16 protein-coding genes are annotated in these 13,401 nt (G+C 52.0%); 11 read left to right on the forward strand and 5 right to left on the reverse strand.

Translation table 11 applies throughout. The features are described 5' to 3' along the window. Positions 1-14: 14 nt before the first annotated feature. The 4 genes from AXG56_RS13995 to AXG56_RS14010 all read left to right on the forward strand — a co-directional run bounded on the left by AXG56_RS13995 (position 15) and on the right by AXG56_RS14010 (position 2,903). Complete coding sequence (locus AXG56_RS13995) at positions 15-647, forward strand: CoA pyrophosphatase (RefSeq protein ID WP_062515069.1); 633 nt, start codon at positions 15-17, stop codon at positions 645-647. A gap of 100 nt (positions 648-747) precedes the next feature. Then, on the forward strand, positions 748-1,158 hold the full coding sequence (locus AXG56_RS14000; protein WP_062515070.1) for a DUF5367 family protein: 411 nt from the start codon (positions 748-750) through the stop codon (positions 1,156-1,158). Between the two features lie 30 nt (positions 1,159-1,188). Further along, a complete protein-coding gene (locus tag AXG56_RS14005; RefSeq protein WP_062515072.1) occupies positions 1,189-1,863 on the forward strand; it encodes a response regulator transcription factor in 675 nt (224 codons plus the stop codon). Further along, positions 1,860-2,903, forward strand: coding sequence for a HAMP domain-containing sensor histidine kinase (locus AXG56_RS14010; protein WP_064503501.1), 1,044 nt, complete (start codon positions 1,860-1,862; stop codon positions 2,901-2,903). The genes AXG56_RS14005 and AXG56_RS14010 overlap by 4 nt, the downstream gene beginning before the upstream one ends. A 43-nt stretch (positions 2,904-2,946) precedes the next feature. On the opposite strand, the gene AXG56_RS14015 is transcribed toward AXG56_RS14010, so the two are convergent. Further along, positions 2,947-3,621, reverse strand: a complete 675-nt coding sequence (locus AXG56_RS14015; RefSeq protein WP_153017432.1) for a hypothetical protein — start codon at positions 3,619-3,621, stop codon at positions 2,947-2,949. Positions 3,622-3,775: 154 nt separating this feature from the next. Here AXG56_RS14015 and AXG56_RS14020 point away from each other — a divergent pair, with 154 nt between their 5' ends. Continuing rightward, on the forward strand, positions 3,776-5,221 hold the full coding sequence (locus AXG56_RS14020) for a DASH family cryptochrome (RefSeq protein WP_062515076.1): 1,446 nt from the start codon (positions 3,776-3,778) through the stop codon (positions 5,219-5,221). 40 nt (positions 5,222-5,261) lie between these two features. Here AXG56_RS14020 and AXG56_RS14025 read toward each other — a convergent pair whose 3' ends face one another. Further along, positions 5,262-5,549, reverse strand: coding sequence for a hypothetical protein (locus tag AXG56_RS14025; protein ID WP_062515078.1), 288 nt, complete (start codon positions 5,547-5,549; stop codon positions 5,262-5,264). A 160-nt stretch (positions 5,550-5,709) separates the two neighbouring features. On the opposite strand from AXG56_RS14025, the gene AXG56_RS14030 reads away from it, so the two are divergent. Genes AXG56_RS14030 through AXG56_RS14040 form a run of 3 tightly spaced genes read left to right on the forward strand, consistent with a single transcriptional unit; the run spans position 5,710 to position 8,624 of the window. Continuing rightward, complete coding sequence (locus tag AXG56_RS14030; RefSeq protein ID WP_062515080.1) at positions 5,710-7,047, forward strand: hypothetical protein; 1,338 nt, start codon at positions 5,710-5,712, stop codon at positions 7,045-7,047. Positions 7,048-7,088: 41 nt separating this feature from the next. Continuing rightward, positions 7,089-7,856, forward strand: a complete 768-nt coding sequence (locus AXG56_RS14035) for a hypothetical protein (protein ID WP_008636200.1) — start codon at positions 7,089-7,091, stop codon at positions 7,854-7,856. A gap of 24 nt (positions 7,857-7,880) precedes the next feature. Then, positions 7,881-8,624, forward strand: coding sequence for a hypothetical protein (locus tag AXG56_RS14040; protein ID WP_062515082.1), 744 nt, complete (start codon positions 7,881-7,883; stop codon positions 8,622-8,624). Between the two features lie 23 nt (positions 8,625-8,647). Here AXG56_RS14040 and AXG56_RS14045 read toward each other — a convergent pair whose 3' ends face one another. Continuing rightward, positions 8,648-9,331 carry a DUF3153 domain-containing protein gene (locus tag AXG56_RS14045; RefSeq protein WP_062515083.1) on the reverse strand — a complete coding sequence of 228 codons (684 nt, stop codon included), beginning with the start codon at positions 9,329-9,331 and terminating at the stop codon, positions 8,648-8,650. A gap of 82 nt (positions 9,332-9,413) precedes the next feature. Between AXG56_RS14045 and AXG56_RS14050 the strand changes: the two genes are divergently transcribed. Then, positions 9,414-9,758: a hypothetical protein gene (locus AXG56_RS14050; protein ID WP_008636206.1), complete on the forward strand. Its 345-nt coding sequence runs from the start codon at positions 9,414-9,416 to the stop codon at positions 9,756-9,758. Between the two features lie 36 nt (positions 9,759-9,794). Here the strand turns inward: AXG56_RS14050 and AXG56_RS14055 are convergent, their stop codons facing one another. Together AXG56_RS14055 and AXG56_RS14060 are read right to left on the reverse strand one after the other, a co-directional pair. Continuing rightward, positions 9,795-10,973, reverse strand: a complete 1,179-nt coding sequence (locus AXG56_RS14055) for a DUF418 domain-containing protein (protein ID WP_235601508.1) — start codon at positions 10,971-10,973, stop codon at positions 9,795-9,797. Positions 10,974-11,041: 68 nt separating this feature from the next. Further along, positions 11,042-11,473, reverse strand: coding sequence for a MarR family winged helix-turn-helix transcriptional regulator (locus AXG56_RS14060; RefSeq protein ID WP_008636211.1), 432 nt, complete (start codon positions 11,471-11,473; stop codon positions 11,042-11,044). Between the two features lie 106 nt (positions 11,474-11,579). Between AXG56_RS14060 and AXG56_RS14065 the strand changes: the two genes are divergently transcribed. Then, positions 11,580-12,002 (forward strand): organic hydroperoxide resistance protein, encoded by a 423-nt coding sequence (locus tag AXG56_RS14065; protein WP_008636215.1) that lies wholly within the window; start codon positions 11,580-11,582, stop codon positions 12,000-12,002. 453 nt (positions 12,003-12,455) lie between these two features. Further along, positions 12,456-13,088 carry an FMN-dependent NADH-azoreductase gene (locus AXG56_RS14070; RefSeq protein ID WP_008636217.1) on the forward strand — a complete coding sequence of 211 codons (633 nt, stop codon included), beginning with the start codon at positions 12,456-12,458 and terminating at the stop codon, positions 13,086-13,088. Positions 13,089-13,401: the final 313 nt, after the last annotated feature.

Consider the following 13,401-nt stretch of genomic DNA (forward strand, 5'->3'; position numbering starts at 1 on the left):
AATGAGGTGACATGATGGAGATACACAACATTTTCCATAAAATCAAAGACCATGAACCGACCGTTCTCGGAAGCGAGCATCTGCGTAAATTCGCTGTCCTGCTGCCGGTGATCGAGAAAAACGGCGAGCCGCACGTCCTGTTCGAAGTCCGGTCGAGTGAAATGAGGCGCCAACCCGGAGAGATCTGCTTTCCCGGCGGGAAAATAGACCCAGGCGATGCTGGTGCGAAAGCGGCGGCGATCCGGGAAACGGAAGAAGAGCTCGGCATCGATGCCGGACGCTTGTCGGATGTCCACCCGCTCGACTATTTGATTTCCCCGTTCGGCATGATCGTCTATGCGTATGCCGGCTACCTCGATACGACAGAAGAGGACCTTGTGCACAACCCGGCAGAAGTCCAGGAAGTGTTCACCGTCCCGCTTTCCTTCTTCCTGAACGAGAAGCCGCGCATCCACTACGTCTCCTTTGAGGCGAAGCCGGAGAAAGATTTCCCGTACGAACTGATACCGGGCGGCGAGGATTACGACTGGCGGGCACGGCAGATGGAGGAATACTTCTATATCTACGGAGACAAAGTGATCTGGGGGCTGACCGCCAGAATCATCGCTCATTTCGTCGATGTCCTTAAAAAACAAGCAGAGGAATGATGGAGAGAACCCTGAAGCCGAGGGTTCTTTTTTTTGTTCACAGAGAGGTCACAAAGAGGCGGTAGGATAGAGGAAACGTATAGAAAGGGATGATGTTTCCATGACAAAACCATTGACGAAACGGCAGGCAGGAGGATTTGTGTTATTCGGGATTTTATTCTGGTTCGTAGGCGCCATGAGCGTCCGTCTGATCGGCGATACCTTTTTCACCTCGGGGAATCCCTGGCTCTTTTTCGCCTTCTTCCTCGGTTTACCCGCAGGCTACTTCTTCATTAAAACGGCAACAGCCTTCATTCCGATTGCACGGGAGAGGATTTTTGAAGCGGTCGCCATCATGACGACATCTGCTGTCCTGTTTGACGGGATCTTCCTCACCTTCTTCCGTCAGCTGTATCACAGCGACTTCGAAGTTTCCCACTACGGAGCTGCCTGGATCCTCTGGTGCGGAGGTGTAGGCCTTGCCTTGGGATATTATTATTCCTACGCGAAAAGAAAAGCCGCTGCGGTATAATGAAACCATCGCAGACAGGGTGGGATGGGAATGGTCCAGTTATTAGTCGTAGAAGATGATCGGAATCTAAGAAAAATGATGGGGGTTTACCTGGAGAAGCAGGGATACAGCATCCATCAGGCGGCAGACGGGGAAGAGGCATTGGAGGTATTGGATACCTTCCATATCGACTTGATGATCAGTGACATCATGATGCCCCGCCTGGATGGATATGCATTGACGAAGAGCCTCCGGGACGCGGACATGGGGATGCCGATCCTGCTTGTTACAGCGAAAGACCGTCTGGAGGATATGGAGCAGGGATTTTTATCGGGAACCGACGATTATATGGTGAAGCCGATCCAATTGAAAGAGCTGTCCCTCCGCGTTTCCGCGTTATTGCGAAGGGCGAAGATCTCCCAGGAGAGGAAGATCACTATCGGCTCCTTCGTCATCCACTATGACAGCCTTACCGCTGAGGATGACGGAAGCACCTATGCTTTTCCGAAAAAGGAATTCTATCTATTATACAAGCTGCTCAGCTACCCGAATCGTATTTTCTCAAGGCAGCAGCTGATGGAGGAAATATGGGGGCTTGATGTCGAAGTGGATGAGCGCACCGTCGATACGCACATTAAGAAACTGCGCAGGAAGCTTGCGGAGGTCGATGCTTTTGACATCACCACCATCCGAGGGATCGGGTACAAAGTGGAGTGCCGGAAATGAGAAGGCTGCTTTCCTCCATCACCGTCAAGTTGACGACCATCGTCGTCCTGATCCTGCTCCTCTCCGCAGGTGCTTCCATTTGGATCGTAGCCGTTGCAGCCGAACAGCTTCCACAGCTTCTTCCGGAGTCCAATCAGATGAGAGTGTTCACCCTGATTCTAGCCACCGTCGGAATATGTGCCATTCTGGACACAATTTTCATGAGCTTCGCTTCCCTGTTCATCACGAAACCGATCAAGAAGATGGCAGAGATGGCCCAGGATATTGCGAAAGGGGAGTTCACGAGCCGGACTTCCTACAAGAGCAGCGATGAAATCGGATCCTTGGCCGACAGCCTCAACAAGATGGCGCAGGAGCTCGATAACATGGCCTACATGCGGAAAGATTTCATCAGCAACGTATCCCATGAGTTCAAGACACCGATTGCATCGATCCAAGGGTTTGCCGAACTGATGCAGGAACAGTCGTTATCCCAGGAGGAGCGCAGCGAATACCTCGGCATCATCATTGACGAATCCAAGCGTCTGCACAGCTTGTCGGAGAATATGCTGCGTCTCTCCCGACTGGACCGGCAAGTGCTGCCCGATAAACAGACGACTTTCCAGCTGGATGAACAGATCCGCCGCGTCCTCATGCTGCTGGAGGACTCGTGGGCGAAGAAAGACATAGCCTTCGACCTCGACCTCCCCCCGATTTCGTACGAAGGGGATGAGCCGTTGATCCAGCAGATCTGGATGAATCTGATTGCAAACGCCATCAAGTTCTCCCCGGATTCTTCCACCATCACTATTCTCCTCGCCTCCAAAGCCGAAGGTGTGGAAGTAGTCGTAGCAGACGAAGGAATCGGTATGCCGACGTCCATCCAGCAGCGCATTTACGAGCGGTTCTATCAGGGAGAAACCTCCAGGATGGACCAGGGCAACGGGCTCGGACTTGCCATTACAAAAAGGATCCTCACCATTTTGTCGGGAGAGATCCACTTCACCAGCACAGTAGGAAAAGGAACACGCTTCACCGTGTTCCTCCCTTATATTAAATAGAGTTCTGTATAACGTTCTTGGAATCCAGCAGGGAGTACCCGAATTACGATTCTTTCAGCAGGTGTTTGTATTCAGACTGGATCACTCCGACGATGGCACCGAGCATTTCCGTCTTCCGGTCATCGGGAATCGAGGCGCCGTCGGGATTCCAGTAGTAATAGGTATCGACCGCTTCTTCATAGACGAAACCGAGCGTCGCGAGCGTGTACTTGAGGGCTTGAGGAATCTCGGTCTCTCCGGTCTGCTCCGTGAAATAATCCGTCGGTGTCACCCAGACGTCGGCATCGGTCTGGCCTGTATGAAGAACGAATACATCGTCCTCTGAACGGGTGATCCACTGCTCTTTGGAGAAAATCGCGAGACCGGTTCCTTCCAATTTGGAGATCCCGTCCAAGTTGATGCCGAAGATCGTATTGACGGCCCGGCGGACTTCTCCACCGGTCAGTTTGCGGTCGAAGGCATGAATATAAATCGCAAGAACCTCCATTTTCGGAAGCTCCTCCAATTCTTCTTTCTCATACTCCGAATGCTCACACAAGAACGCCATCGTCTCCTCTTTATACGCACTCCGCTGTTTGCCGGCCCCTGTTTCAGACACATACTTCAAATCGATTCCATACGCATCCTGCACGACAGCGGCAACATCCTCCGGTTTCCCTTCCGCCCTTTCCCACGCTGCATCCAGACGCTCTGCCTTCGTTTCCCCGAGTTTCTTCATAATCTCCCCATCCTTTTTCATCTACTTGCTTCTATCATGGACAAAGTTCCGCTGGATTTCAATAAAAAAGGAAATTTTTTACGTTAGACGATTGAAAGTGTCGTAACCTCCGGCAATGGAGGTACACTATAGAAAAAAAGAGGAGGAATGATGCATGCAGAACGGCGCTCTTGTCTGGTTCAGAAACGACCTCCGCGTCCACGACCATCACCCTTTGCATCAGGCCGTCCAAAGCGGCAAGCCGGTCATCGGGATGTACGTGTTCGACCCGGCAGCATACGAACAGGGGGAAGACGGGATCAGGAAGACCGACCGGCACCGCGCCCGCTTCCTGATCGAAAGCATCCACGACCTGCGGAAAAATTTAGGGGCTCTCGGCATTCCACTGATTGTCCGCTGCCGCAGGGCGACAGAGGCCATTCATGAAATAAAGGAAAAAATAAAGATAGACGCTGTCTATGTCCACGAAGAGATCGGAAGGGAGGAGCAGACGGTAGAGGAAAACGTGCGGCAGGCGCTGCCGGACACTGCTTTTCACGTGGAACACGGGCATAACCTTTACCTGCCTGATGATCTCCCCTTCTCGATCCAGGAGCTTCCTGATACGTTCTCCCAGTTTCGAAAACGGCTTGAGAAGTCAGGGACAGCGGTAAGAAAAGCGATCGCTCCGCCCGCGCCGGAGGGTCAAGCAGAACTGCCTGTTCCAGAAGGTGACATACCCACATTGGAAACGCTCGGTTTCGATCCGGCAGACGAAGCACCGCGTTACCCCGGGGGCTCTTCCGAAGCGAGGAAACGGCTGATCGATTATATCTTTACGAAAGACCGGCTGAAAATATATAAACAGACGCGGAACGGCATGCTGAAGGAGGATGATTCTTCGAAGTTCTCCCCTTATCTCGCCAACGGCTGCCTCTCTCCCCGGGTCGTCTATGAACAGATAAAGGCTTATGAACGGACAAACGGCGCCAATGAGTCGACGTATATGCTCTACTTCGAGCTGTTGTGGCGGGACTATTTCCACCTCGTCCACCGCAAATACGGGGACAGGATCTTCTATCGGTCCGGCCTCTCCGGCAAGGCGATTCCATGGGAGCGCGACGAGAAGCTCCTTCAGGCGTGGATCGATGGCAAGACGGGGTACCCGCTCGTCGATGCCGGCATGCGTGAGCTGAAGGAGACAGGCTTTTTGTCTAACCGGGGCAGGCAGAATGTGGCCAGCTTCTTCACGAAGAACCTCGGACTCGACTGGAGGATCGGCGCCCGCTGGTTCGAATCCCAGCTCGTCGATTATGACGTCAGCAGCAACTACGGCAACTGGCTGTACATCGCCGGAGTCGGGAATGACGCCGTCCCGTTCCGCGCCTTCAACGTCGAGAAACAGGCGAAAGACTATGACCCGGACGGCAGTTACCTGCGTCACTGGCTTCCGGAACTCGCAGCTCTCCCGGCAGACTGGATTCACCAGCCGCGGGAGATGGGAATGATCGAACAACAGCAGTACGGCATCGTTCTCGGCGAGCACTATCCCCTTCCCGTGGTCGACTTATACGAATCGATGAGGAAACGGAAAGAAGCCTTTGCCGCTGCCGACCGCTGATCCTTATAGAAGAAGCCCGGAGGTTATCCTCCGGGCTTTTTCATTCCTCTGATAGATGAAAGATCCGTACCATCGTCTTCGCCAGCACGAACCGTATCGGATACAGGACCAGCACGACGATCACAAAAAACACAACCAGCTGCAGCCACGGCAGGAAGGCGACAAGACGATTCCCGACGACGTAGATGAGGAACGTGCCGACGGCGATCAGCCCGATGAAGACGAAGACAGCCGCTCCTTTCTGCTGCCATGTGTACCTTCTGATTTCTTCTCTATGCTTCCACCCTCCATATGCTGCGTATAACAAAAGCAGAATGGCACCGAACATTCAAATCCCCCATCCCTGATTACGATAACGAGTCGGATACGTTCCATAGACCCTGTTTTTTTCCATCCTTCCTGTCCTTATCCACAAATGCCTATCCACAAAAGCGGAACGTTCATATACTGTATGGACTATTTGCTATGAAAAGGAGTTATGGATACCCATGTTCCCTGAAATATGTGAAATTTTAAGTAATGGAGGGACGATCACCTGCTTTCTGACAGACGCAGACGGCGTCCCTGTTGATACGGATGGGCCGCTGGATTTGTGTGAAGCGGTTCGCCGGGTGACGATCCCGGTCACGCTTCCAAACGGAGTCGTCGCAGACCTTCAGCAAGTGACCCTGCGGAAGTCCGGTTTCGTCGTCCTGGAAGTGACCGACGGTGAAACGACCTGCCTGTCTGAACCGATCTCCTTCTGCTCTGTAGAGAATATCATCCTATGCGCACCGGATGGAACGGACATCGTGTGCGAAGTGACGGATTTCTCCTGCAGTCCTTGCGTCAGCTGTAATACAGAAGGGTTCGTCCAGTCCATCGATATTTTCTTCCGCATCTGCCAGAATGTCCAGGTCGTGGCCGATGTGACAGTGGAACTGACGACACGTCTCTGCCAGCCGCGGCAGGCGTTCGATGTCCCGCTTTGTCCGAGAAACGCCGCCATCCCGCCTCAATGTCCTGTATTATTCCCGGAGTCAGGAGAAATGCCAGAGGATATTGCTCCTGAACTTCCGACCATCTCCCTGCCAGCCCCGGACCCAGTAGTAAACCAGGAGGAGCTGGAGACGATTTGTGTCAACACAAGCAAAGTGTATGACTGGCTTGTGCTGACGAACGATTTTGAGATCAATCGTCTGGCTGACGACCTTATTTTCAACTGTACGCCGTGTGAAATGCGGTTGTTCGTCCCAGCCGTCACCCTTTGTGAACGGATCTATTCCGGTAAATTGCTTTGTGGAGAAGACCCGGTTGTTGGAGCAGCGGTCAATATCATCGCCGATCCTCCTATTCTGGAGATTGATCCTGACCCTGTAATCACCGATGAGTTTGGAAACTTCGAAGTGTTGGCTTCCGTGGCATCCGGAACCGATGACACGATGGTGACGGTCACAGCCTTCGCGGAACTTCCAGAAGGCTTGGCTTCCAAATCCTTGAACACGATGGCGTTCTGTCCGGAGCCGCCATGTTCCATCGACTTGTTTATTGAAGGACAGGAGGATTTAATCAGCTGCAGCAGCTTCCTGAGCGGCCGCGTGCGCTGTGGTAACACGGTCATCGAGGGAGCGACGGTCGACCTGGAAAGCAGCAATCCGGCGATCATCATGTTCGAAAGCACACCGACGACGACCGGTTCCAACGGTAACTATTTCGCCGGGATTTCCATTCCTGAGGATACGCCGGAACAAGAGGTCACCATCACCGCTACGACGACGATCGATGGAGAAACCATCTCGGCAAGTGTTGATATCACGGTCGAGTGTAATGAAACGCCTTGTCCTTAATCGACGACGATTAATATTGTTCGAAATGGAGGGTAACAACAATGTTAAGCTTGAATGTTCCTGACCTCATCACATGCCAGGCCGTCATTACCGGGACACTCACGTGTGCAGAAGATACTCCAGTGGCAAACGCAGAGGTTTCTTTTCTGGATTTTCCGGAAGATAACGTGACCTATAACCCAAACCCTGCCATCACGGATGCAAACGGCAATTTCTCCACTACGGTAACTGTCAACCCTAATACAGAACTGCTTTCTTTAGTCGTCAACGCCAGCAGCGTCGTTTTTGGAGAAGTGCAGCAGGGAAGCGCCGGGACGCAGATCATCTGCTCCCCGGACCCTCCGCCTCCACCGGTCGAATGCCCATGTAAATTCAGACTTGGAGTGGCCAGAAACCGTGCCACAGCGACGGCTACAGTCGTCGATAACGGGGCACCGTTTGACCTGACAGGAATCATTAATATTACCGCTGTTCAATGCTTTACAGCGAGCACGATGTGTAATCCGAACGTAGATAATTTCAACATCACCTTTAATGCCGGAGGGACGACGATCAATTTCGTTCAAGGACGGCGTATCGAAATAGGCTGTGAAGGGAACAACGTCGCACGAATCCGTGGTACCGCCATCGGCAGAGGAAACCTTTACAGCGGCCTGTTCGACGTGAACATCGAGGTCATCGTCGATGAAAATAATGTCGGGACATGGACGATTGATGCCTTCGACGATATGAATCATTCGTTCTCGACCGTCTTCACCGCCTTGATGAACCCGATCACTTCCATCGGCGAGTGTGATGTTCAATTCTAACTTTTTTATGGAGTGTGAAACGTAATGTTGACTTTGAATGTACCGGAGGTCATCACATGTCAGGCCGTCATAACAGGGACGCTGACTTGTGCCGAGACGATTCCGGTCGAAGGTGCAGAAGTATTTTTCAGTGATTTTCCAGAGGATACCGTCACGTATGACCCGAACCCTGCCATCACCGATGCCAATGGAGACTTCACGACGACGGTCACCGTGCCCGTCGGGACACCGCTTGTATCCATTACCATCGAGGCATCGGCCATCGTTTTTGGGGAGGTACAAATGGGATTCGCGGGCACACAGATCGAGTGTCCACCGGTCGAATGTCCTTGTAAATTCCGGGTCGGCTTGAGAGATGAAGCGAAGGCGCAGGCAGACATCACCGATAGAGGGAAGAGCTTTTCTGTTTTCGGTGAAATCAATGTGAGTGCCATCCAGTGCTTCCAGACGGAGCCTGGATGTAACCCGGATGTGGATGATTTTAATATCAACTTCGAGTCGAAAAGAGTGGACCTGCGGTTTTTCCAGGGAAGACGTATCGATTTCTCTTGTGACGGGGATCGTTCCATCCGCTTACGCGGGACGGCGATTGCCAAAGGCTACTTCCGGGGAGTCTTTGACGTGTCCATTGAAGTGACCATCGATGATAACAACATCGGGACATGGATCATCAATGCCGATAACGGAATGGGCCAGTCCTTCTCCACCGTTTTCCGCGGCCGGATGAGCAAGTCGACGTCCATCGGCGACTGTGGCCTGCAGTTTTAATAAAAAAGACTTTCCCAGGTGCTTCATCGGGAAAGTCTTTTTCTGCGTCGCAGGAAGACGAAGAACAGAACGATCAGCACGATGGCGGCCCCAGCGGTAATCGCAATGTTTTTGATGTTCGGTACGGTGATCTCGACCATGATCCGGTTTTCTTCCAGAGCATCCAAATTCCATGTGAGAACGTTGCCGTCGACGTCATCGGCGTTGTGGGATTTGGGCTTCACCGGCAGGTCAAGCGTGAAGGTCAAGTCGATTCGGTCGCCGATCAAACGCGCGGCTCCGGGGATCGAGACGGATTCGCCGAGATCGACATCGGCGACGATCGCATAAGTGCGCGTGAAAAATCCCTCCTCGACTGTCGTGTCGACCGGAATATCCTGCGCCCCGTCCGAAACGACGCCCGATGCCGGCAGCACGTCCATCTCTTGAATGTCTTCGAACGACTTGGATGCCTCAAAGCCTGTGTATCCGCCGGACGTATAATCACTGACCTCATAGCCTCGCTGGGTCAGCTCGGCTTTTGCCGTTTCGACAAGGCCATCCGTCCGGCCGGAGAAGCGCCCGGACGCATTCTCATCCACGCCGATCCGGAACGACGTTTCGCCGCTTCCGTCCTTATTGATTTTCACCCCGACATTCCCCTGCACACATCCGGAAAGAATCAGGATGAGGACAAGTGCCGGAGCAATCCACCATTTTCTTTTCATTTACATCCCCTCCACAAGGATAATTTTCCACCTATGAGATGTGTCTTTATGTACAAGATTATAATAGACAGGAGGAATAGTTATGACGATTTCAAACACGATGGAAGATTTCCACCAGCATCTGCAGACGTGGATCGGTACAGACATCTGCATCACGAAACACGAATTGCGCGATCAAGATGCCGTCTCCATGCAGCTGCACGACGTTTCCTATTCTGTGAACCCGATGAGTATCGACGGCTATATGGGTCCCTATACGCTCTACCTGCACGGAAAGGGATATGTCAGCACGGACATGCAAGGGACAGAGCCCCTCCCCACCCCTTATTACGAAATTCCGCTGGAGGAGACGACCCATTACGAATGGAACGACGACCGCTTCTTTCTAAAGACGGCAAGAGGCGACTACACGATCGCAAGAAAATAAGAAAACAGCCGGCAGTCGTTGTCCGGCTGTTTTTTCTCATTGCGCTTTCGGAAGATCCGTAGACGGCTGCGGGCGCTTATTTTTACCCTTGAACGACCAATACGTAAACATCCGGAAGATTTTCTCCATCGGTCCCTGGCGGAAATAACGGCTGTACCACAGGCTGAGTGCCGCCTGCAAGCTGAACACCAGCACGCCGATTGCGATTCCCGCCCAGATACCGAGGGAAGCGAACAACCCCAGACCGAAGCCGTAAAAGATGAAAATACAGCAGACCGTCTGGAGAAGGTAATTGGTCAACGACAGACGCCCGACCGCCTCCATCCCCCGGACGAATATAGAAGAGCGGCCGTGGAACGCTGCGGTGAAAAGACAGATGTAACCGAGAGCGAGCAGAGGTCCGCCGAACGCGTACCCGATTCCCGACCAGCCCGAATCCGGCATCCAGACGATCATGCTCTTCAGCCCAAGCCCGGCAAGGATAAGCCACAGCGCCCCGCGCTTCCATGCCGCTATGTCAGCTTCCACTCTGCTGAACAGCTGACGTTTTGCCGCATACATCCCGAAGAGGAACATCGGCAGGATCAGAAACGGCGAAAGTGCAAGAATGAGGAACATCAGACCCGGCCCGAGCATCAACGGGTCTTCCTGCGAACGGTGGGTCATGATTTCAACAAACGTCCCGCTCCCATATATATCGACCGTATCTTCCACATACGTATCCATCCTCGTCTGCTCTTCTGCCGTCATTGCAAGTCCCCCGCTGCCGTAGGAGAACGCCGACGTCAGAATAAGGACGACGATTCCCCAGATGAGCAGCGTCTTCGGCTTCCTTTTCACGAACAAAAGCAGGAAGAAACCCATCATACCGTAGGCGAAGAGGATATCCCCTTCCCACAGCAGGATTCCGTGCAGGAGACCAAGGACGATCAGCGCCAGGAACCGGCGGGTGAATTGCCGCTTCACACGGAAACCCTTCTCCTTCCAGCTGCTGTACATAAGGATGATTCCATATCCGAACAGGAAGGCGAAAATCGGCATGAAGCTCGTTTCGACGAACACCTTCAAGATATCGTGACCGACAGCATCTGCCGTACCGAAGTCCCATTCATCCTTTCCGTAAATCCCGTACTGGAATATCAATAGGTTGGCAAGCAGGATTCCGAACAAGCTGAATCCTCTCAGCGCATCTATCACACCAATTCTTTGTTTCAATGAACTTCTCCCCTCTCTTTCCTTATTCATACGGGAGGTCGAGCAGAGAAGATTCATTTATTTTCCAATTATTTCTGATTTCCGGGAAGCAGCTGCTGCAGCGTCTCCTTCAACTGAAGGATGTCCGCTTCTTCCATATGCAGACGTTCGAGCAGCAGGTCCGGAATGCACTCCGCTTTCTCTTCCGCTTCTTTTCCTTTATCCGTCAAAACGACGTCGACGCTCCGTTCATCGCGCGTCGAACGCTCTCTCCTGATCAGACCTTCCGACTCCATCCGCTTCAGCATCGGCGTCAGCGTCCCGGAATCCAAATAAAGCCGGCGGCCAAGCTCCTTCACCGTCAGCGGACTCTCCTCCCATAAAGCGAGCAGCACCAAATACTGTGGATACGTAATATTCAAATCGGCTAAAAGCGGACGGTACATCTTCGTCATCTCGCGCGTCGCCGCATACAAAGAAAAGCAAATCTGATTTTCCAACTTCATTTTTTCATCGGCCATTCGGCAACCCTCCTGGTTCCATTATAGCAAATGCCTTGCCAAACACAATTCAATTGTGTACTATTTAATTGTGCACAATCTAAATAAACATGAAGGAGTTGTGAACATGGTTAAACCTCTATACACAGCGAAAGCGACAGCAGAAGGTGGACGTCAAGGCGTCGTCAAATCTTCAGACGGAACATTGGAACTGGATCTTACGATGCCGAAAGCGCTCGGCGGCAACGGAAAAGAAGGCGCAACAAACCCGGAACAGCTATTCGCAGCAGGTTATTCTGCGTGCTTCGACAGTGCTCTCCAACTAGTCGCATCCCAGGCGAAAAAGAAAATCACATCGAAAGTGACAGCGGAAGTGAGCATCGGCAAACAAGGCGAAGGCTTCGGACTTGCAGTTAAACTGTTCGTCGAAATCGAAGGTGTAAGCCAGGACGAAGCAGACGAACTCGTCAAGAAAGCCCACCAAGTCTGCCCTTACTCCAACGCTACGCGCGGAAATATCGAAGTCGATCTGGAAGCAAAAGCCGTTTAATTTTTATCATAGAAGAAAATTTTTTAGAACCATTAAAAGGAAGGGATTATGCCCTCAAAGCCTTATTCCCTACAAGCTTAAGGAAGTAAATAGGAGCAGAGGGCGGAGGGAAGAGGGGCAGACTCCTGCGGGAGATGCGGCACAGGTGAGACCCCGGAAGAGCAGCGCGATGAGGAGGCTCACCGGCCGCCCCGCGGAAAGCGCCCCTCTTCCCGGAGCCCTCCCCCCTGCAGTAAAAAACGAAAGGCCGATGACGGTCTTTCGTTTTTTTTGCAGAAAAAGGATTACTGAACAGAAACCGTTCGGAGCACCATAAGAACAGGCTGTTTGCTGCCGAACCAGCCGACAATTACGGACAAAATCCGAAGCATATCGGTTGAACTCTCAACTTCAAGATATTATAATACGTGTGTTAATAAACTTGTGAGGACAACAACTTAGGAGGTTTTACAAGTGAACGTATTAGTTATAAAAGCAAACAACCGTCCAGACGGTATTTCAACGAAGATGTACGACGCGTTTTTGGAAAATATTGAGCAGAATCAAGACGTCAACGTCGAAACGTATGATCTGTTCGCCGAAGATACACCATATTTGAGCCAGGATCTATTCACTGCGATCGGTAAAATCCAGGAAGGTGCCGCTATGAACGAAGACGAGCAGCGCTTGATGGATGCGAAGCAGAAAGCGAAAGACGCGTTGAGCAAAGCAGACGTCGTCGTTGTCGCGTTCCCACTATGGAACTTGACGATCCCTGCGAAACTGCAGACGTTCATCGACTATGTAGCCGAAGCAGGCTTCACATTCAAGTACACGCCGGAAGGTCTGAAGCCGCTTATGACAGACAAACAGGCGATCCTTCTGAACGCCCGCGGCGGCAACTATTCCGATCCGTCCATGGCACCGATGGAAATGTCCTTGAACTACATGCGTAACGTTCTTGGTGGACTATTCGGCATGAAGATTACAGAAGAAGTAATCATCGAAGGCCACAATGCGAACCCGGATCAAGCGGAAACTATCGTTAACGAAGGTCTTGAGAAAGTCGCACAAGCTGCGAAAAACGTCGCTTACCAAAACGTATAAAGATTACAGAAAAGGCACTGGGATCGTTCCCAGTGCCTTTTTTTAATTTGATTTATCTTCTTTTCACCAACACCTAACTTTAGCCATTGATATCGAATAACAGCGGATTATTGGGCCGGTCCTTATCTGTATTTGATAATGAAGGGCCATGTCAGGCAAAGGACGGAGGGGAATGGAGCAGACTCCTGCGGGAGAAGTGGCTCAGGTGAGACCCCGGAAGAGCAACGCGATGAGGAGGCTCACCGGCCCCCCGCGGAAAGCGCTCCATTCCCCGGAGTCCGCCCTCTTCTCCAATCTTTTTCAATAAAAAAGA

It is taken from the genome of Halobacillus sp. KGW1, from assembly GCF_001592845.1.
In the GTDB taxonomy this organism is placed as follows: domain Bacteria; phylum Bacillota; class Bacilli; order Bacillales; family Halobacillaceae; genus Halobacillus.

Bases quoted from the DNA above. Each gene is read 5' to 3' on its own strand.
- AXG56_RS13995 (WP_062515069.1), top strand. From the start codon at position 15: ATGGAGATACACAACATTTTCCATAAAATCAAAGACCATGAACCGACC.
- AXG56_RS14000 (WP_062515070.1), top strand. From the start codon at position 748: ATGACAAAACCATTGACGAAACGGCAGGCAGGAGGATTTGTGTTATTC.
- AXG56_RS14005 (WP_062515072.1), top strand. From the start codon at position 1,189: ATGGTCCAGTTATTAGTCGTAGAAGATGATCGGAATCTAAGAAAAATG.
- AXG56_RS14010 (WP_064503501.1), top strand. From the start codon at position 1,860: ATGAGAAGGCTGCTTTCCTCCATCACCGTCAAGTTGACGACCATCGTC.
- AXG56_RS14015 (WP_153017432.1), bottom strand. From the start codon at position 3,621: ATGAAGAAACTCGGGGAAACGAAGGCAGAGCGTCTGGATGCAGCGTGG.
- AXG56_RS14020 (WP_062515076.1), top strand. From the start codon at position 3,776: ATGCAGAACGGCGCTCTTGTCTGGTTCAGAAACGACCTCCGCGTCCAC.
- AXG56_RS14025 (WP_062515078.1), bottom strand. From the start codon at position 5,549: ATGTTCGGTGCCATTCTGCTTTTGTTATACGCAGCATATGGAGGGTGG.
- AXG56_RS14030 (WP_062515080.1), top strand. From the start codon at position 5,710: ATGTTCCCTGAAATATGTGAAATTTTAAGTAATGGAGGGACGATCACC.
- AXG56_RS14035 (WP_008636200.1), top strand. From the start codon at position 7,089: ATGTTAAGCTTGAATGTTCCTGACCTCATCACATGCCAGGCCGTCATT.
- AXG56_RS14040 (WP_062515082.1), top strand. From the start codon at position 7,881: ATGTTGACTTTGAATGTACCGGAGGTCATCACATGTCAGGCCGTCATA.
- AXG56_RS14045 (WP_062515083.1), bottom strand. From the start codon at position 9,331: ATGAAAAGAAAATGGTGGATTGCTCCGGCACTTGTCCTCATCCTGATT.
- AXG56_RS14050 (WP_008636206.1), top strand. From the start codon at position 9,414: ATGACGATTTCAAACACGATGGAAGATTTCCACCAGCATCTGCAGACG.
- AXG56_RS14060 (WP_008636211.1), bottom strand. From the start codon at position 11,473: ATGGCCGATGAAAAAATGAAGTTGGAAAATCAGATTTGCTTTTCTTTG.
- AXG56_RS14065 (WP_008636215.1), top strand. From the start codon at position 11,580: ATGGTTAAACCTCTATACACAGCGAAAGCGACAGCAGAAGGTGGACGT.